Raw genomic sequence first — 19,053 nt, 5'->3', positions numbered from 1 at the left:
TGCTAGCCTTTCGCCTCTTCTTCCCAATAGACGTCGATTTGACGCCATTCTTCCGGGTGCAGATCAAATTGCACGCGGTCCTCGCTCGTCTTGGCGGCGCCGGTCGATTCTCCGTTGAACTCCGTTAAGATCGCGCGGCCAACATTGCGGAAGCAGCGCAGGTTGCCCTTCGCGGCGCGTCCTTCCGTTTCTAATAGGCGTACCGAGAAACCAACAACCTGTTCGCCTTTGGTCAACGGTATTAGCGCGGTGATGACGACGTTCTTGGCGTCGATATGCAGCGCCCAGGACGTGTCGCCGGGGGTTGGCGACGGAGCGTTTTCGACTCTGGGCGGCGGATTGTAGGTCAGGCGGCGCGCCTCTTGCAGCGGATACGGCAAGTCGATGCCGATCCCCAATCGGAACGTCCGAGCCGTCTCGCCGCGCGGGATCAAGATCGTATCGAGCATTCGGCCGCGAACATGCTGATGGAACGGAACGCCGCCGGTCAGGACTTGCGTGTGCGTCTTGCCGTTTTCAATTTCGACATAGTTGGGAGCTTCAATCCGCTTCGAGTCGACCCGGCGGCGCTGCCAATGTTGATCGCGATAAAGGAAAGCCGAGCCGTCGCTCCAAGCGAAGCGGGCGCAAAAATACGAGTTCCACGGTTCGGCCTTCGGCTCTTCGTGCGGCGTCAGGTCGATATCGACTTGCAAGACGCGGCTTGATCGCCAGAGCGTATAAACTTGCTCATATTGGGCGAGCGTGTGTCCGGCCGTGTTCAGCAGTCGTCCGACAATTTTGATTTGTCCTTTGGCGGCGGTGTTCGAGATGACGTCGATCGAATCGGCGGCCATCATCGAATAGATCGCCGTTTCGTCGGGATCGACATACTGGCCTCCGGTGGGCGGGCGTTCGCCTGGCAATCGCAGCGCGAGCTGTTGCGACAAGCGATTGCCGCGGCTTTTGTAGTCGTAAATCGACTGCAGCGCCCCGGTGATCGGATCGAAATGGACCTCCATATACTCGTTCCGCAGGACGCCATCCTTGATCATCGTCTGCGTTTTGCCGCTGGGCGCCGAACCGCCGTCCGGAAGCCAAGCGTATCCGCAGGAAGGCGTTTCCCAGACGGCATGACGACCACTCTTGTCTTCGGCCGCGATTAAAACGGCTTTACCGCCAGGCAGCGACGAAAGTTGAGCGGTATCGTCTCCCGTGGTCGTCGTATAGCTGAACGGGTTCGCGACTAGCAGGCTGGGAGTGGGCGGATCGCTGCGGCGCGGCAACTTCGCGGCGAAGTCGTTCATTGCTCCTGCGACGATCGCATCCGCGCTGTTCGCTTCGCTCTTCCCTTCGGCTGGTTCGGTCCAACTGCGATGCGGATCATGTTTGGGCCCGGCGTGACCGGTGATCAGCGCGGTCAACGCTTCCACGTTGCTCGCTGCGTCATATTTGGCGTTCTCGACTGCACGATCGCGATGCGTCGAGATCGGCCCATTTTGGCGGCGGATAATCGCTTGTTTGTGATAGGGAGAGTTGTATCGAGCGTCTTTGAAGGCGTCGTGATACGGAGGAAGCTCGGTTTCCGAAAAGTAGCGTTCGATCGTCAGGAAGCTGCCGAGCCCTTTCGAATACCGCGCAATGCGTCGTAGATCTTCGTACCACGGCGACACGCGACCAGGCCAATGGGCGAAGCAGACCGTCGCGACATGGTCCGAGTCCATCGCTTCGCTCAAGCGTTGGAAGAGTGCGATAAAGCTATCGGCCGTGCTGGCGTCGAGCGGCGGACGCGCGATCGCGTCAATCTTGCAACCATCATTTCCCTGCCATGAGACCTTTGTCTGGCTGGAATGCGTGAACTTGCCGTCATCCATCGTCGCGTGGATCGCCCCGTGAAAGCCAAGGCTCTTCAGTACCTGCGGCAAAAATGAGGAGAGTCCGAATCGTCGCCGGCCATACACGATCGGGCGATGTCCCAAATGTTTTTCGTAGGCCGCGAGTCCGTCGTGAAAGTTCGCCAGCAGCGTTTCGGGGTCGTACAGCGGCAGCGGGCCTTCGCGGAATTCTCCGCCGACCAGTCCGCATTTCTTCGCTTTCAGCAAGTCTCGCAGTTGCGACGCCGTCTCGGGGTGCGACTGGGCCAATAGCGAAATGACTTCGCCGCTGGCGACCAAATTGCATGGCTGCGCGTTTTGCAGTTCACTCGCCAATGCGCCGAGCGTGGTTGAGGCGCACAGCGTCAGATCGAGAAAGTACGAATCGACCGGATAGAAACTATTGCGTTCTTCGGCGAGCACATCAAAGCAGGTTTGCAGCAGTACGCGGCTTGCTTCGGCTTCGCCGATCACGGCCGATTGCGCCGCGGCGACTAGTTTTTCACCAAAATAGACTTCGTCAAGGTTGCTAGAATAACGCATCTGCCGCGTTAACAACTCGGTCTGCAAATAACAGTAACCGAGCGCCACAAAGTCAGCGGCCAGTTCTTCGTCTAGATTGGCAGGCTTCTCAAGCCCTTCGAGCGCGGCGGCGATCGTTTCGTCGCGATCGACCATTTTTCGAATGACTTTGGCGCCTGATTCTTTCGCGCGGCGGGCGAAGCCGGCCTGCATCTCTTGCTCGCTGACCAGCGGAATCAGCAGCAAACGACCTTCTAATTCGTCTGGCGGCGAGTCAATCCGCGCCCAAGCAGGCATTTTGCCGGTCGCAGCGATCAATTCTGGCCGCCACATCGCCGACCAGCAAGCGAGCAGGCTCGCTGCTTCGTCTCCGCGGTGATGCGTAGGAAAGTCCTCGAAACTGTGGCAGGGAACCAGGATGAATACTTCTTGGTACATCAGCGAGGCGGCTCTTGAGAGATAACGTGGCAATTCGCGGGGGCGGACGAAGTGGGCATTATAGCCGACGATGGGTGGTCGTTGACATCCGCCGCTTCGGGGATCTCGGTCGGAAGTTATTGTCGTTAAACATGTTACATCACGAACGGGACCTCCCTTTTGGATGGGGTCCCCCCCACTCGAAATCTTTAAAATTCGCGATGCGGGTCGACGAAATGGCTTCGTATCCCTAGATGTAGTAATATCTTACGGAGTTTTTAGCCGCTCGCAAATTCATTGACACTTCCCGAGCGGCCACATTAGAATGAATTACGCTGCCGCCCAGTATTGCTGCGGTGACAGTTCTCATCTTTCGATCTAATTATTCCTTTTCGCGAACGGCACGTGGCGGCTGGCATTTCTGGCACGGGGGCAATCTCCGTACAACTTCGCTATATTACCGCTAAGTCTCTGCGCAAATTTAGAGTTAATTGAGGACCCAACATGGCTGCTGGGAAAGGCGTTTGGAGCATCGACATCGGACACGCCGCGATCAAGGCGCTCCGCTGCACGGTGCATGATGATGGTTTCTGGCTAGTTGCCGACGCCTTCGATTACATCGAATACCCGAAGCTGTTGACACTGCCTGACGCGAATCCGGAGCAGATGATTCGGGATGCGCTGAAGGAATTTTTGTCACGCAATGAGCTGAAAAACGACAAGGTCGCGATTTCGGTTCCGGGACAAGCGGGACTTGCGCGGTTCTTCAAAGCGCCGCCGGTCGAAGCGAAACGTATTCCCGACATCGTCAAATACGAAGCGAAGCAGCAGATCCCGTTCCCGCTGGACGAGGTCGTCTGGGATTTTCAGGCAATGCCCGGCGCGCATGTCGACGAAGGAATTTCGCTGGAGACCGAGATCGGCATTTTCGCGATGAAACGGGACCAAGTCTTCCGTTCGCTGCAGCCGTTCTTGGACGCCGGTATCGATGTCGATTATGTCCAGCTCTCACCGGTGGCCCTCTATAACTTCGTCTCGCACGACTTGCTGACGGCCAATCCGACGAAGGAAGAGTACGATCCGGCCAATCAACCAGAGTCGTACGTGATCCTCTCGATGGGAACCGAAACGACCGACCTGGTGATCACCAACGGCTTTCGCGTTTGGCAACGAAGTTTGCCGATCGGCGGTAACCACTTTACGAAACAGCTGACCAAAGACCTCAAGCTCACCTTCGCCAAAGCGGAGCATCTGAAGCGTCATGCTCGCGAAGCGGATGACGCCAAGCTGATCTTCCAATCGATGCGGCCGAAGTTCAACGAGCTGGTCACCGACATTCAGCGTTCGATCGGCTTTTTCCAGACGCTTGACCGCAAAGCGAAAATCTCGCGAATCGTGCCGGTTGGCAATGCGATGAAGCTGCCGGGGCTGGTCTCGTATCTCGCCAAAAACTTGGGATACGAAGCGGTGGAGATTGACGGTTTCCAAAAGCTGTCAGGTTCCGAAGTCACCTCTTCGGCGGCGTTCCGCGACAATATTATGTCGTTCGCCGCTTGCTACGGCATGTGTTTGCAGGGGCTGCGCAAGTCGTGTCTGCAAACAAATCTGCTGCCGCAAGAGATTCTGGTCGATCGTTTGATTCGCGAGAAGAAGCCGTGGGCGGTCGCCGCGGTCGCCGCACTGCTGTTGGCCTGTACGGTCAACTTCTTCTTCCACTGGAAGGCTTGGTACACGGCCGATCCAGAGAAATTCGCCAGCGCGATCAGCGCCGTCGAGCAGGTCGAACGGAAAAGCAACGGGCACAAGTCAGCTGACGATCAGTTTATGACCGATGCCGAGAATCTGAGGACGATCGGCAACTACGTTGTCGGCAACGAAGAAAACCGCCGGCTCTGGCCTGAACTGTTGCGAGCCGTGACCGCGTCGCTGCCGGTGTTTGAAGGAAAGCCGGAAGACATCTGGAAAACGCCGATCGAGGAGCGACCGTTTCTGTACATCGATAGCGTCGAATCGAAGTATTACCCCGACGTCAGTTTTTGGTACTCCGAAGGGGTCCGCGAAAGATACCGGCAAACGGTCGAAAATAGCAAGCGTTTGGAAGTTGCGGCCGAAGAAGGCTTGACCCCGGAAGATCTTGACGAGCAAGGGGCCGCGCCAATGGGCGAGGAAGGCCAACCTGCCGCCAGCGGAGCAGCGGCGCCGGCCAATGCCGCAATGCCGGAGGCTAACGCCGAAATCAGTGAGGCCGAAGGCGAAGAGGCGATGGCCGAAGTGGATGAAAATGGAGAGGTCGTCGACGAATTAGCGGGGCCGACCGAAAGCGGTTGGGTGATCCAGCTCAAGGGGAAGCACTATCACAATAGCACCAATGCGCGGCAAAACTCGGGGCCCCAGTATGTTCGCAATACGCTGATTCATCAGTTGGATACCGGCACGATCATGCTGGACGACGGCAGTGGTCAAATGGTCGAAATCACCATGAAAGAATTGGGGATTTCGCATCCGGTGATTGTGTTGGATAGCGTGCCGAAACCGGTCATGCTCGACAACCCTGATTACGATCCGGCGACGATGAGCCAAAACGGCGACTTAATGGCGACTGGAATGCCGCCAGGCGGGCCAATGGGGCCGATGGGAAGCACAGTCGAAATTGTGCCGGCGAAAATTCCGGCCAAGGTTTACGAGTTCACCGTCCAGTTTTGTTGGCAAGAGACGCCGATGAGCAAACGGATTGAAAACAGAAAAATACAAGCCGAAGCCGAGGCCGAAGCTGCGGCCGCCGCGTTAGCCGAGGAGGGCTATTAAGCCATGGATAAAGTTCGCGTCTTTCTCATGATGATGAAGAAGTACGGATTCTGGGTCCTGACCGGAACGGTGCTTTGCGTGTCATTGGGCGTCTGGATGTACGCGTCGATGTCAATCGACGCCGATCTGGCGAAGCAAAAATCGGCGATCGAAGCGAAGAAAAGTTCGGCGCAAATGATCGCGACAACTGCCGAGCATCCGAACGAGAAGTTCGCTGCCGGGATGGAAGAATGGCTGCAGCGCTATCGCCAAGACATCGCCAAAAGCTGGCAGTACCAATGGGAGTCGCAGCAAAAAGAATTGGTCTGGCCGAAAGAACTGAACGCCGGACGAATCGATTTTGCCGCGACCGTTAATTCCGTGTTGCAAAATCGTCCCATCGAAGCGGCGCTGGACGAAGAACTGGTCAAGGGGCGGACCGGCCTGACGACCTCGTTATGCGAACTTTATCGCGACTATATCAAGGAAGAGTTGCCCAAGTTGGCCGAAATCATTGACGCCAAGTGGACTGCCCAAGAAGGCGGGGGCCGCGGCATGGAAACCTATAGCGCCACGGATTACGCCTTTGAAGGCGGAGGTCCCATGGGCGCCGGCGGCATCGGCGGAGTTGGGTTAGTGAAGCGTCCAGTGGTCGAATGGGATTCGGCGAACCAACAGAAGATTCAGTCCGAAAATTTCGACTGGTCGAAACGTCCGAATAATCGTCCTACGCCGCGCGAAGTTTTGTACGCCCAGGAAGACCTCTGGGTGCTCGAAAACCTGATGCGAATCATTAAAGCGGTCAACGGCGATACGACCGAGCACCATCTCGCAGCGATTAAAAGAATCGAAGCGATCGAGCTCGGTAAAGGAGTGGCTACGCTCCGGATCCAGCTCGAAAAGCCTCCCATGATCGCCGCCGCTGGTGAAGACGGCATGATGGGAATGGACGGCATGATGGGCGGCATGGACGGCATGGATCCCGACATGATGATGGAAGAGGGGATGGATGGAATGGATAGCCCCTATGGCGAAGGAGGAATGATGGGAGGCGCGATGGCCCCGATCGATCCAGCCCAATTTCGCTATGTGGATAAAGACTACAAAAAGATCGATGCCGAAACGCTGAAAACCGCGATGACCGCACCCACCTCCGAAGACTATTATTTGGCGGTGGCCAAACGTCTGCCGGTACGCATGCGGATCACGATCGATCAACGCAAAATTGACAAGCTGTTGGTCGAGTGCGGCAACGCCGATTTGATGTTGGAAGTGCGCCAGTTGCGTTTGAATCCGACCGCCGGAAGCCGCAGCGGCGGCGCCTACGGCGGCGGTTATAGCGGCTTTGAAGGAGGTGGCGGTTATGAATCCGAATCCTACTCCGGCATGCCGGGCGGCGGGCAGCAAAAAGCCGACAATCGGTACGACGTGCCGATCGAGATTTACGGCATTGTTTACATTTACAATCCTGTGAACAAAGAGCTGTTGGGAATTACTGACGAAAGCGAATCGGCAGATGGCGAAAGCACCGACGGCGAGACCGCGATGCGGTCCTCCGCGGTTCGCTAGTTTGCGTGAGTTGAGCGCGGCGGATAATTGAAGTTACGGAACATGCGGGGAAGCGACTTCCCAAAAGGTGAGGGAACTACGACATGCAAAAATTAGATTTGCAAAGCGGCGGCATGAAATCGAAGCTGATCTTACACATTGAAAAGATCGTCTTCGGCGTAGCAGTGTTGCTGGTCGTGACGTTCATCTACTTCGGCGCGCAGCGCGAAGGGATCAGCGTGACGCCGGATGAGGTGAAACGAGTCGCTGATCAAGCTTCCGCAAATATCAACAGCTCGGAATGGGCGTCGGTCGAGAAGAAGCGCTGGACCGATCCGGTCTACGAGCAACGCGCCGAGTTGGCCCAGAACCCGATCAACATCAGCAACTATGCGGCGATGAGCGAGTTCGGCCCGCCGATGTATCAATCAATTCAAAAACGTGTCGATCCCAAAGTGCTGACGGTTGAAAAGCTGGAAGCGAAGGCCGGCTTCGCCCCGTTTGTCTATGACGACAAACGCATGGCGGGACTCGCCGCTGGCCGGGGAGGCGAAATGATGGACGCAGGCGGTTTCGGCGGCGGAATGGAGTATGGCCCCAGCGGACGCCAGTCGAAAGATATGCCCCCGGTCATGACTCCGGAGCAGCAAAAGCGATTTGGACCCGCTCGAGCGACGGCCGGCACGCGTATCGAAGGGAAACACTTTGTCGTGATTACCGGATTAATTCCGTTTGAAAAACAATGGGATGAATTTGACGCCGCACTGCTCGACGCCGCCGGCTACGATCCGCAACGTGACGTGCCGAAATACATCGGTTTCGGCGTGCGTCGTCGTGAGCTGTCGCCTGACGGCAAGTGGGGCGAATACAAAGATCTGGTGCCGCAATTGGCCTTCGCCGATGCGATCAAATGGGCCTTCCGTCCTGAGGAAGTGATCCCCCCCGAATACGCGCATCCGCTGCTCACTTTCCCGATCGCGCCGATGCTGTTGGTCGATCCGGCCGAGTACGCACGGCATTCGGAGGTGCCAAAATGGTTGCCTGCGATGCAGGGCGGAATGCTGGGCGAAGGCGGCTATGGCGGAGGCATGGGAGAATACGGCGGCATGGAGACCGCGGAAGGGATGATGCCTTCTCCGCAAGTGCCTGACTTCAACGCTGACTCCGCTTTCTTCCCTGGGTTCGCCAATCAAGGGGGACGCGGCGGAATGGGTGAAGGCGGATTTCCCGGCGGCATGGGCGGCTACGGCGGCATGCCAGGCTATGGCGGCGGCGAAATGATGGAAGGTCGCGGCGCAGGTCGACGCGGCAAGGGAGGTCGCGGCGGTATGGGGGGACGCGGCGGTATGGGGGGACGCGGCGGAATGTATGGCGGTGAGGGCGGCATGGGAGGGAACGCATCGGGCTATTCGAAAGAGAAGATGTTCCGCTTCTATGACACCACCGTCAAGGGAAACACGCAGTACCAGTACCAAGTCAATCTCTGGCTCGAGGACCCGAACAATCCGGCGATGCCGCAGGGGAACGCCCAGCAGGGGCGAGGCTCGAACATGGCTCCTTCTTCGGTGACGCTCAGCCGTGAAACGCTGGCTCGCATCGCTCAGAAGAAGCAGGAAGCTGGTCAAGATCCGGTGAAACTGAGCAAAGCGTCGCGATTGGAAACTGACTACTCGACACCGAGTTCCGCGGTGAAGACGACGATCGAATCGACCGTCATCGCCGGCAGCGTGAAGACAGGTCGTGAGCAACGATCCAATGACGGAAACAGTCGGCTTTTGAATCTGCGTGAGCCTCAAGCGACCGTATTGGGCGTCGCCTGGGATGAGGCGGAAGGGATTTTGTCGACCCAGAAAATGTCAGTCGAACGAGGCGATTCGGTCAATGTGATCGACGATTTGTGGACCTTGAATCCCGGCACGCTGATGTTCGATAAGAAAGAAGACTACGAGATGAAGACCAATGCGGTCGTGCTTGATATGCGCGGCGGCGACTCGCTGCCGGGACGATATCGTGACCCTGCTGAAAACGAAGCGCTGATGAGCCCCGGCGAGATTCTGGTCATGGACGCCAGGGGGAACATCACGATTCATAAAGAACTGAATGACCGCCAAGACTTCTCGCTGTTTGACTTCACTCCGCCCGAGGTGAAGAAGACGTCCGGCGGTTCCGACGATCCCTACGGTTATGGCGAAGGGATGGAGGAAGGCGGCCGGCGCGGTCGCGGGCGTGGGCGAGAGTAGTTCGCTTCGCAACTGGTAAAATGTAAATGCGATTCGGAGCGTCGCCCACTTGGGCGGCGCTCTTTTTTATGCGCCGACCGAAACGTGGAAACAGTTCAATTGGTAGCCAGCAGCGCAAGTTTTGACGCGATTGCATGGCGCTGTGACGAGTACCGCCTACTTACGGATAAAACCGAGGAAGAATCCGCTTTGCGAGCGCGACGTAAAGTGGAATACATCGCGGCGAGTCGTACTGAAAATGCAGAAATCGGCGGCGCCCGATTGGACGCATGGGTAACGCCGGTGTTGCTTAGTGGAAGCTAACCTGGTTGCCGTCGTTGCGATTGCCGAGGTTCGAGAACACCTCTAGATCAATCGTATACGGAAGAGCACGAACGCTGCCATCAAGCAATAGCGCGTTGAAAGTGCTGGGATGCGCCGAGCCGAATCGCTTCTGGCCCGCTTCGCCTTGAGCGTCACGCGTGGGAACCAGCGTTGTGGCTCGTACGTTGGCGAACGTGGACGGATCGCTGGGTCCTTCCCAACCGGCGGCATAACCAAGTTTGTCGGGATAGGTGGTCGATACCGATTCATTGTCGGCGTCATCCAGCGCCACTTTCTTTTCGGCAATCAGCAACGTGTTGGTCGTCCCATCGCTCGCGTTGACAAAACGGAGCAAATTTTTTTGGACGTCGATGGGGTAGGGGACATCTGGTGGTGGAGGAGGGCAAGTGACATCAACTCCCCAGGTCCGCGTAATCATGCCGGTTCCCTCTTGATTTGCGGCGGCATAATCAATTAGGCCGCGCACGATCGGAGTTTCGTCAAGACTCTCAGCATAGTCGCCGTTATTTTTCAGGCGGCAGTAAAAGTCGTTGGACGGTCCTTTTGCCAGCGGTCGACGCCGAGTTGGACAAAAATAGATCGGAATGGTCGCGGCGGTGGCGAAAATTGCGCGATCATGATCGCTCGTTCCAGAGCCCCCTTCATGCACGGCTTGTTGCTCCACGAAGGGCAAGATTTGAAAGGGCCAGCCGGCTGCCTGACGCTCGGCGATTTCTGGTTTTCCATCCGTAAACGTCGGGTGCAGGTCATACGCGTACCCGCCTGCCGGGAAAAACTGATAGGTGTCATGGTGGTAGTGCCAAGCGAGACCGATTTGCTTCAGATGGTTCGCGCATTCGATGCGACGAGCGGCCTCGCGGGCCATCTGGACAGCGGGCAGTAGAAGCCCAATCAAAATGGCGATGATCGCAATCACGACTAGAAGCTCGACCAGCGTAAAACCAGTACGGCCCCGGGCGATCATAGCAGTTCTCAAAATTTGGAGGTGTCGCGGCTTGGACTAATTTTCAAGCTAACGCTGGTCGCCAGAGTCGGCAAAGAACCGGTCAAGATTTGCAGACAATTAAAGTCGATCGTACGAGAATCTGGTTGGCGCAGCCGCAACTGATTCGGGACGTATCAACGCATCGCTATTTACGAATTACGAAAGATGCGGATGCGATCTCTGCATCGACTTCCAGGCGGCGAAGAGACCGCACCAGTGGGTTACTTGCCGGCAGTCGAGAAGCAGATTCTCTAGTCGAGGCTGACCGGATTGCCGTCGCTGCGAGCGCCCAGATTGGCGAAAGCGGTCATGTCGACCGTGAATGGAATGAATCGCACGCTGCCGTCGAGAAGCAATGCGGTAAATCCGCCGGGGTGAGAAGAGCCGAAGCGTTGTTGTCCGTCCGTGTTCAACGCATCTGGTCGAGGGTCAAGCGTTGTGGAGCGAACCGTGTCGAAATTGTGCGAAGTGCCGGGAACCCAACCCGATACATAACCGGCGTTGTCTCCTTCCGACTCACGTTCCGATTCGCTGCCAATCTTCGAGCGATTCACTTTCTTCTCGGCGACGAGCAGCGTTTGGGAAGTACCGTCGGTTGCATCGGCGAATCGCAGTAGGTTCTTCTTCATGCTGCCGGTGTCGGTGGGACAACTGGCGGAGGAGGCTCCCGGCCAGGTATGCGACAAGATGCCTGTTCCATCCGCATTGGATGCGGCGTAGTCGGTCTGGCCATGCGTCAGCTTTCGACTAGCGCTAGCCGGCAACGAAGCGTGATCTGGCCCCATGCAAAAGAAGTCATTCGTCAGCGCCTTGGCGTAAGGTTGGCGTCGCGACGGACAATAGTAGCCCGGGATCACGCCGCCGATCGCATTGGACGAACGCTCCAGGTCGGTGGCGCCGCCGGCACCTTCATGGATCGCTTGCTGTTCGAGGAACGGCAAGATCTGAAAAGCCCAGCCGGCTGCTTGGCGTTCGCCCGCTTCGGGACGACCGCCGGTGAAGGAGGGGTGAACGCTTTGCGAATAACCACCAGTCGGGAAAAATCGGAAGGTATCGTGGTGATTGTGCCAACCGAGGCCGATTTGCTTCAGGTGATTGGTGCACTGGATCCGGCGAGCCGCTTCGCGAGCCATCTGTACCGCGGGAAGAAGCAGCGCAATCAAGATCGCAATGATCGCGATCACGACCAAAAGCTCGACGAGCGTAAAACCAGCACGGCCGCGAGCGATCACGGTCTCCCCTCTAAATGGTGTAGTGTCCCGGCATCATGTATTTTAGCCTATTCAGGAACATCGCCTGAGGCAAATGACGAACCGGCGGGCCCCAAAGTTTGAGAAAACCAGCGGTGAAATTGGTTAATCGTTGCTATCGTATGGCGCGACAACAACTTAGCAATTAGGGACAATTGCGGCGGATCGGCTGCGTTTTCCCACCGCAGACCGTTGTTTGGGCTTGTAAACCCCAAAACATCTGGCAAAATAACGTGTTTCCGATTCTCTCAAGAGTCGCAAGAGAAGCTTTTGACTCCGCCGAAGCTGTGAAATGCGGCGGAATAACCATATAAGACAATTGAGTTTTGAGGGTTCCGATGGCCGAAGTGCTGAACGTTAAAAAGCGTGAGCTGACGGGCAAGCTTAACAACCGTCGCCTGCGTAACGCTGGCAAAATCCCGGCTGTGCTATACGGCAACGGGCAAGAGTCTGTGTCGTTGGAAGTTTGTGCCGACGAGTTTGCGGCGATCGTTCGCCACAAAGTGAAGAACATTGAATTGGCTGGCGACGTCACGGGCAACGTGGTGATGCGGGACATTCAGTGGGACACGTTTGGCGTCGACGTCCAACACATCGATTTTTACCGCTAGTCCTAGCAGTCAAGCTTGAATGCGGCATGAAATTGGTAGTGGGTCTCGGAAATCCCGGACCTAAATACGACAAAACACGGCACAACGTCGGTTTCGAGGCGCTGGATCGCTTCGCCGCCGGATCAGGCGTTACGCCGAGAGCCAAATTCAACGGAAATATCCTCGAACTTGGCGTGGGAGAAGAGAAGACGATTCTTCTTTACCCTCACACCTTTATGAATAACAGCGGGACAAGCGTCCGGGCCGCTTTGGATTTTTTCAAGCTGCCCAGCGAGTCGGTGCTGGTCGTTTGCGACGACTTCAACTTGCCAGTCGGCACATTGAGGTTTCGCAGCGGAGGTTCTGCCGGCGGCCAAAAAGGGCTGGCGGATATCCTTCGCAAAGTGGGGACGAATGATGTGCCCCGATTGCGGATCGGCATTGGTCCATTGCCGCAATCGAGAGACGTCACCAGTTTCGTCCTGGGGAAGTTTGCTCCCCAAGAGCGGGCCGAGATCGACTTTACGCTGGATCGCGCAATACGCGGCGTAGCGGACTGGATCGCTCACGACCTCAAGTACTGCATGAACCAATACAACTAACGCCGACTTCGGTTAGCAACAACACAGTTTTAGGAGATCGACATTGGCGGCCAACGTTTATGAAGGGCTGTTTATCCTGGATTCCAATCGGTACGGTCGCGACCCAGGCGGCGTGGCGGGCCAGATTCAGGAACACGTCGAGAAACTCGGCGGCGAAATTTTGGTAAGCCGGATGTGGATTGAGCAACGTCTGGCTTATCCGATCAACGGTCACCGCAAAGGGACCTACTGGTTAGCCTACTTCCGTTTGGAAAGCACCAAGCTGACCGATCTGACCTACCAGTGCAACATCAACGATAACTTCCTGCGGTTCATGTTCGTGAAACACGATCCGCGGATTATCGACATGTTGGTCGCGCATGCCGATGGTTCGGCGGAAGAGACCCCCGAAGAAGAAGCGCCGGCCGAGACCACCGATTCGGCGACGACCGAACCGGCAGCCGTCGAAGCAGCTGCGGAATCCGCCGAATAGGACACGCATTTTTTTGCGTCTGGCAAGTCGCGTGACGCCAGTCGTTTTGGTACGCTTGTAGTTAACAGGCGTTCACCATCGCGGCGATCGCTCCCGCGGTTTTAGCTACAGAGGAGATCGACACATGGCGAGTTTTAACCGGGTGATCCTGGTCGGCAACGTGACGCGAGACATCGAGGTCCGCTATATCCAAAGCGGATCGGCTGTCGCGGAAATCGGGCTGGCCGTCAACGATCGCCGCAAGACCGCTTCGGGCGAATGGGTGGACGAAACGACTTTCGTCGACGTGACGCTCTGGGGCCGGACGGCGGAGATCGCAGGCGAATACCTGAGCAAAGGCTCGCCGGTGTTGATTGAAGGTCGTTTGAAACTCGATACCTGGGAAACCGACGGACAAAAGCGCTCGAAGCTTCGCGTCGTCGGCGAAAAGATGCAGATGCTTAGCCCTCGCGGCGCTGGCGGCGGCGGAGGCCAAGCCGGTCCTTCGGGCGGCGGACAGCGACGCCAACCGCAATCGACGCCCAATCGCGGCGGCGGCCAAGGTGGCGGTGACGCAGGCAACTATGGCGGCGGTGACGATTACGATTCGTTCGGTGGTTCGTCGTCAGACGACATCCCGTTTTAATACTGACATACACACTACAGTACTGATCAAAAGCCCCGAGCAGCGTTCGCCCGAAAGTGGTGATTCGTCGTTTCGCTGGGCCGAGTGAGAAGCGAGAGGAACAGCGATTATGGCGACCACGAAAGCTGAAAAGCATAGCGAACGTGTTTGGAAGCGTCTGCCCAAAGGGCAAAACGGCGGTATCGAATTGCTGCTGATCCAATCGGTTGATCACTTGGGCAAGCAGGGGGATGTTGTCGAAGTCCGTCCCGGCTACGCCAACAACTATTTGATCCCGCAAGGTCTAGCGACGATCGCGACCCCGCATCACAAACGCATGGTCGACAAGCATCGCGCCAAGTTGCTGGAGATCGAGAAGTCGCGCTTGGCCGGTCTTCGCGCCATCGCCGATCTGCTCAACCGTCAGAGCGTTACGATCGAAGCGAACGCCAACGACGAAGGTCACCTGTATGGTAGCGTCGGCCCGGCTGATATCGTTTCGGCCTTGAAAGAGCAGAACTTCACGATCACCGCCGATCAGGTTCGCCTGGAAGGTCCGCTGAAGGAACTCGGTCTCTACACGGTCAAGATTCACCTGCACGCCGAAATCGAATCGGAACTCAAGGTGTGGGTCGTGCCGACCGTTTCCGGCGACGAATAATCTTCTCTTACGAGGCGATTTTCCGCGATCGATCCAATCTGTAAAAAGAGCCGTCCTGCAAAGGACGGCTCTTTTTTTGACAGTTTATACACGCCCGCTATTTTGCTTGGAAGATTTACGCTAGCAAGACTTGCGGCGCGACTTTGTTAGCGAGCGGCATCGTTCGATTGCGACGCTAGCTCGCGTCGTTATGATGAAGCCCGCGGCAAGCGATCGCCCTCATCGATGGTTCAGCAAGGAAGGTTCTCATGAAGTCCAAATTCAAACGCGTCGATCAGCCCGAGCGGCCGACAGCGGAGATCCTCGATCGGCAACCGCCGTGCAACCTGGAAGCCGAGATGGGTGTTCTAGGGAGCATCTTTTTGTTGCCGGACTGCGCCGACGAAGTGGTGATGATCGTTCGCCCGGACGACTTCTACGACGAGGCGAACAAGAAGCTGTATGAGCATATGGTTCGGTTGCACGACAGCGGTCGCAAAGTCGACCTGACGCTGTTGGCCGAACAACTGAAGTCAGATGGAGACTTCGAGTTTATCGGGGGCGCCGCGTACCTAGCCCGCGTGCTCAATAGCGTGCCGAACGCCGCTCATGCCGAGCATTACGCTCAGATCGTCGCAGCGAAATCGATCAACCGCAATCTGATTTCCGCCGCGACTGAGATCCTGCGGGACGCCTACGACGAAAACGACAAGGCCGATCGGTTGGTCAGCAGCGCGGAAGAGAAAATCTTCGCGATCAACGATAGCCGCAGTTCGAGCTCGATGGCCAGCATGAGCGAGATCGTCACCGCGTCGATGGAGCGGATCGATGCGCGACTTCGCGGCGAGCATCTGGATGACGGCGTAGCGACCGGCTATACCGACTTGGATGGCCTGACCGGCGGCTTTCATGGCCAGGAACTTCTGATTCTGGCGGCTCGTCCCTCAATGGGCAAAACGGCGTTTGCGATGAACATCGCCGAAAACGTCGCGGTGCATGACAAAACGCCGGTGCTGTTCATTAGCCTCGAAATGGGTTCGACCGAACTTTGCGATCGCTTGCTTTGCTCGGTCGCTCGCGTAAATGGCCATCGGCTGCGCAACGGTACGATCTCGGCGGATGATCGCCGGCGGTTGGTCGAAAAGTCGGCGCTTGTCGCCGAATCTCCGCTGTTTGTGGACGACGCGCCCACGCGCACCGTTTCGCAGATCGCGGCCGGTGCTCGTCGCATTAAACGGCGTCACGGGCGGTTGGGGATGATCGTGATCGACTATTTGCAGCTGATCGAACCCGACAATTCCAATGACCCCCGGCAGGAGCAGGTCGCGAAGATCGCTCGACGCTTGAAGGGGTTGGCTCGTGAAATGGATGTGCCGATTTTGTGTCTGGCCCAGTTGAATCGCCAGGCGGAAGCCTCCAAAGACAATCGGCCGAAGCTGAGCCATCTGCGTGAATCGGGGGCGATCGAACAAGACGCGGACGTCGTGATGTTCGTTCACCGTGAAGAGTATTATCATCATGGAGAGGAGCGGGATCAGTTCTCCGGCAAGGCCGAGATCATTATCTCGAAACAGCGTAACGGCCCGATCGGCGACGTTCACCTGACTTGGCTCCGGGACTTTACTCGCTTTGAAAACGCTTTCGAGCGGGAACCAGACGACTTTTCGGCCTTCAATGGGGGGGGCGAGTTTTAAAGCCGATTCCACGGACTCTTGCGAGCAACGAGCGCCTGCATGGATCAAATCCTCGGCTTCAAGGTTTGGGACCACGAAGAAAAGTGTCCTTATTTGGCGGGACGCCGCGCACGGCTACCGCTCTATTATCCCTTAACCGTGATGTCTGGCGCCGACCTTGATCTCGCGTTGTCGCAAGGCGCACGGCGCGCCGGCGTCTATCTCTACCGTGTTAGCTGTCGCGCCTGTCGCGCTTGCGAACCGATTCGCCTTGACGTCCGTCAGTTTGAACCGCGGCGTCGCCATCGCCGCGTGCTAGCGAAAGGCGATGCGCAGCTGACGACCGTCATCGGTACGGCCGTCGCGGATGAGGAGCGAGCGGCGATCTACAACCTCCACAAAGAAGGACGCGGTTTATCCGACGAAGAGCATTCGCCGATCAGCGCCGATCAGTATCGCGAATTTCTGGTTGAGACATGCTGCGAGACGGTCGAGTTTGGATATTTTCGGAATGATCGCTTGGTCGCTTCAGCGATCGCCGATGTGGGGGAGAACTCGTTGTCGGCGGTTTACTGCAGTTATGACCCAGCCGAGAGCGACTTGTCATTGGGGACTTATTCCGTTCTCAAGCAGTGGGAATTTTGTCGCGCGACCGACAGACGCTATCTCTATCTTGGCTTCTATATCGCCGAATCTCCCCATATGAACTACAAAGCTTCGTTCTTGCCGCATCAACGGCGCATCGCCGGCGAATGGATGGACTTCCCCGAGAGCTAGCAAACGCCAGCTCCGTCGTCGCCGAACCGAACGTTACTGCGCCCCGTAACGTATCGCATTGGTGATAGTTGCGCAAACAAGACTGAATCCGTCTTGCCGTAGTCTCGCTCTTTCAGTATCTCTACCCAACCGCTTACTTAGGCTAGATGCCTAACGCCGCGCACGGATTGCGCGGTGGGCCAAAATTCAAGGATGAAACTGTGCGAAATTGCCGCCAACGAACTGCTTTCACGCTCGCTCTGGGGTGTGGACTGTTGCTCTTGCTAGCAAACTGCAACACCGGCTACAGCCAAGAATTTGATCCCGCAACGATTGATCCGGCGCTGCTGGCGACTTCGCCGGCGGGGCCAGGCATGACCCCCACTCGACCGTTGATCGTCGATTTGCGGATCACCGGCAACAACCAAACGCAGGAAGCGAAAATTCGCTCGATGATTCGCTCGCGCGCCGATCGCGAGTTCGATCCTGAGATGATTCAGTCGGACGTGCGCAAATTGGCCGAGTCAGGCCTGTTTAAAGACGTCAAGATTTTGACGCAGCAATCGGCCGAAGGGGTCGTGGTCACGTTCCAGGTCTTTGAACGTCCGGCGATCAAGTACGTCAAGTTTCTCGGCAATGAATCGGCGACCGAGAAAACTTTGTTGAAAAAATCAGGTCTGACCGTCGGCGGCGCTCTCAATCGCTTTGTGGTCGAAGATGCGCGACGACGCGTTGAAGAATACTATCGCACGCGCGGACACGGGATGGCGACCGTATCGATCGCCGAAGGAAACGAGAAAGACGACGAAGGGGTCGCGTTCATGGTTCACGAAGGCCCCTTGGCTCGCGTGTGGTCGACCGAATTTGTCGGCAACACGATCGCTTCCGGCGGCCGGCTGAAAACGCAGGTGAAATCGAAGCCGGGCATTTTGTGGTACATCCGCGGCAAAGTCGAATATGACCAAATTGAAGCCGACGTAGAAGCGTTGACGTCGTACTACCGCGGGCTCGGTTACTTCAAAGCCCAGATCAACCGGATTATGGAATACAACGACTCTGGACTATGGGTGAACATCACGTTTGTGGTGGACGAAGGCCCTCGCTACGAAGTGCGCAGCGTCGCGTTTGTAGGACAGACCAAGTTTACCGATGAGCAGTTGGCGACGCAGGTCAAATTGATGGAAGGTCAGTACTTCGATCAAAAGAAGATGAACTCTGACTTGGCGGCCCTTACCGACCTGTACGGCGCCCAAGGCTACATTCACGCCGACGTGCAAGCGGAGCCCCGATTTTTGGAAGAGCCGGGGCAACTTGACCTGGTCTATGACATTCGCGAAGGAGATCAATATCGCGTCGGCAAGATCGACGTGAAGATTGACGGCGACTATCCGCATACGCAACGCGACGTCGTCTTGAATCGCTTGGACTTGGTGCCTGGCGACATCATCGACATTCGTAAGATTCGCGACAGTGAACGACGCTTGATTTCTTCGCAGTTGTTCGTCAACGAACCGCATCGCGGAATCAAGCCGACGATTCAAGTCAAACCGCCGGAAGTAAGCGATATTGCCGATCAACGCTCGAGCAATTCCGGTCCGACTTATCGAGGACAAAGTCCCGAACCGACTGTGCAGCCCTCCCGATACTATCCGCCGCAAATGCCGGCGGTGCAGTTGGGGCGGCAGACGGCTCCGCCCGACTTGCGTCCGTCTCGGTACTCGGCAAATCCTGCCGCTGCGCCCTGGTAACCTTGAAGCCTGCGACATTGATTGAGGCGACCTCCCCCCGGTCGA

The 19,053-nt window shown here is 56.9% G+C and carries 14 protein-coding genes; 11 read left to right on the top strand and 3 right to left on the bottom strand.

Features of this window, described 5'->3' with window-relative positions; translation table 11 throughout:
- Positions 1-2 precede the first annotated feature (2 nt).
- Positions 3-2,813, bottom strand: coding sequence for a glycoside hydrolase family 38 N-terminal domain-containing protein (locus DSM3645_RS24685; RefSeq protein WP_002655356.1), 2,811 nt, complete (start codon positions 2,811-2,813; stop codon positions 3-5).
- Between the two features lie 483 nt (positions 2,814-3,296).
- Between DSM3645_RS24685 and DSM3645_RS24680 the strand changes: the two genes are divergently transcribed.
- The 3 genes from DSM3645_RS24680 to DSM3645_RS31665 all read left to right on the top strand — a co-directional run bounded on the left by DSM3645_RS24680 (position 3,297) and on the right by DSM3645_RS31665 (position 9,364).
- On the top strand, positions 3,297-5,597 hold the full coding sequence (locus tag DSM3645_RS24680; RefSeq protein ID WP_002655355.1) for a fimbrial assembly protein PilM: 2,301 nt from the start codon (positions 3,297-3,299) through the stop codon (positions 5,595-5,597).
- A gap of 3 nt (positions 5,598-5,600) precedes the next feature.
- A complete protein-coding gene (locus DSM3645_RS31045; RefSeq protein WP_002655354.1) occupies positions 5,601-7,145 on the top strand; it encodes a hypothetical protein in 1,545 nt (514 codons plus the stop codon).
- A gap of 83 nt (positions 7,146-7,228) precedes the next feature.
- Positions 7,229-9,364: a hypothetical protein gene (locus tag DSM3645_RS31665; protein WP_002655353.1), complete on the top strand. Its 2,136-nt coding sequence runs from the start codon at positions 7,229-7,231 to the stop codon at positions 9,362-9,364.
- A 289-nt stretch (positions 9,365-9,653) separates the two neighbouring features.
- Here DSM3645_RS31665 and DSM3645_RS24665 read toward each other — a convergent pair whose 3' ends face one another.
- Both DSM3645_RS24665 and DSM3645_RS24660 read right to left on the bottom strand, forming a co-directional pair.
- Positions 9,654-10,652 carry a DUF1559 domain-containing protein gene (locus DSM3645_RS24665; RefSeq protein WP_002655352.1) on the bottom strand — a complete coding sequence of 333 codons (999 nt, stop codon included), beginning with the start codon at positions 10,650-10,652 and terminating at the stop codon, positions 9,654-9,656.
- Positions 10,653-10,924: 272 nt separating this feature from the next.
- A complete protein-coding gene (locus DSM3645_RS24660; RefSeq protein ID WP_002655350.1) occupies positions 10,925-11,905 on the bottom strand; it encodes a DUF1559 domain-containing protein in 981 nt (326 codons plus the stop codon).
- 356 nt (positions 11,906-12,261) lie between these two features.
- Between DSM3645_RS24660 and DSM3645_RS24655 the strand changes: the two genes are divergently transcribed.
- The 8 genes from DSM3645_RS24655 (at position 12,262) to DSM3645_RS24620 (ending at position 19,008) form a co-directional block, all read left to right on the top strand.
- Positions 12,262-12,534 (top strand): hypothetical protein, encoded by a 273-nt coding sequence (locus tag DSM3645_RS24655; protein WP_002655349.1) that lies wholly within the window; start codon positions 12,262-12,264, stop codon positions 12,532-12,534.
- Positions 12,535-12,560: 26 nt separating this feature from the next.
- Positions 12,561-13,115: an aminoacyl-tRNA hydrolase gene (pth, locus tag DSM3645_RS24650; protein WP_002655348.1), complete on the top strand. Its 555-nt coding sequence runs from the start codon at positions 12,561-12,563 to the stop codon at positions 13,113-13,115.
- A gap of 43 nt (positions 13,116-13,158) precedes the next feature.
- Entirely contained in the window at positions 13,159-13,587 is a 429-nt protein-coding gene (gene rpsF / locus DSM3645_RS24645; RefSeq protein ID WP_002655347.1) for a 30S ribosomal protein S6, read from the top strand.
- 124 nt (positions 13,588-13,711) lie between these two features.
- Entirely contained in the window at positions 13,712-14,212 is a 501-nt protein-coding gene (gene ssb / locus DSM3645_RS24640; protein ID WP_002655346.1) for a single-stranded DNA-binding protein, read from the top strand.
- A gap of 109 nt (positions 14,213-14,321) precedes the next feature.
- Positions 14,322-14,852 (top strand): 50S ribosomal protein L9, encoded by a 531-nt coding sequence (gene rplI, locus DSM3645_RS24635; protein WP_002655345.1) that lies wholly within the window; start codon positions 14,322-14,324, stop codon positions 14,850-14,852.
- A 248-nt stretch (positions 14,853-15,100) separates the two neighbouring features.
- Entirely contained in the window at positions 15,101-16,525 is a 1,425-nt protein-coding gene (dnaB, locus tag DSM3645_RS24630; RefSeq protein ID WP_002655344.1) for a replicative DNA helicase, read from the top strand.
- Positions 16,526-16,564: 39 nt separating this feature from the next.
- A complete protein-coding gene (locus DSM3645_RS24625; protein ID WP_002655343.1) occupies positions 16,565-17,281 on the top strand; it encodes an arginyltransferase in 717 nt (238 codons plus the stop codon).
- 200 nt (positions 17,282-17,481) lie between these two features.
- The gene (locus DSM3645_RS24620; RefSeq protein ID WP_161603415.1) at positions 17,482-19,008 is read left to right on the top strand and encodes a BamA/OMP85 family outer membrane protein; all 1,527 of its coding nucleotides are present in this window, start codon (positions 17,482-17,484) and stop codon (positions 19,006-19,008) included.
- Positions 19,009-19,053: the final 45 nt, after the last annotated feature.

The organism is Blastopirellula marina DSM 3645, from assembly GCF_000153105.1.
GTDB lineage: Bacteria > Planctomycetota > Planctomycetia > Pirellulales > Pirellulaceae > Blastopirellula > Blastopirellula marina.
This window is presented reverse-complemented; position numbering and strand designations above follow the sequence as displayed.

Bases quoted from the DNA above. Each gene is read 5' to 3' on its own strand.
- DSM3645_RS24685 (WP_002655356.1), bottom strand. From the start codon at position 2,813: ATGTACCAAGAAGTATTCATCCTGGTTCCCTGCCACAGTTTCGAGGAC.
- DSM3645_RS24680 (WP_002655355.1), top strand. From the start codon at position 3,297: ATGGCTGCTGGGAAAGGCGTTTGGAGCATCGACATCGGACACGCCGCG.
- DSM3645_RS31045 (WP_002655354.1), top strand. From the start codon at position 5,601: ATGGATAAAGTTCGCGTCTTTCTCATGATGATGAAGAAGTACGGATTC.
- DSM3645_RS31665 (WP_002655353.1), top strand. From the start codon at position 7,229: ATGCAAAAATTAGATTTGCAAAGCGGCGGCATGAAATCGAAGCTGATC.
- DSM3645_RS24665 (WP_002655352.1), bottom strand. From the start codon at position 10,652: ATGATCGCCCGGGGCCGTACTGGTTTTACGCTGGTCGAGCTTCTAGTC.
- DSM3645_RS24655 (WP_002655349.1), top strand. From the start codon at position 12,262: ATGGCCGAAGTGCTGAACGTTAAAAAGCGTGAGCTGACGGGCAAGCTT.
- pth (WP_002655348.1), top strand. From the start codon at position 12,561: ATGAAATTGGTAGTGGGTCTCGGAAATCCCGGACCTAAATACGACAAA.
- ssb (WP_002655346.1), top strand. From the start codon at position 13,712: ATGGCGAGTTTTAACCGGGTGATCCTGGTCGGCAACGTGACGCGAGAC.
- rplI (WP_002655345.1), top strand. From the start codon at position 14,322: ATGGCGACCACGAAAGCTGAAAAGCATAGCGAACGTGTTTGGAAGCGT.
- dnaB (WP_002655344.1), top strand. From the start codon at position 15,101: ATGAAGTCCAAATTCAAACGCGTCGATCAGCCCGAGCGGCCGACAGCG.
- DSM3645_RS24625 (WP_002655343.1), top strand. From the start codon at position 16,565: ATGGATCAAATCCTCGGCTTCAAGGTTTGGGACCACGAAGAAAAGTGT.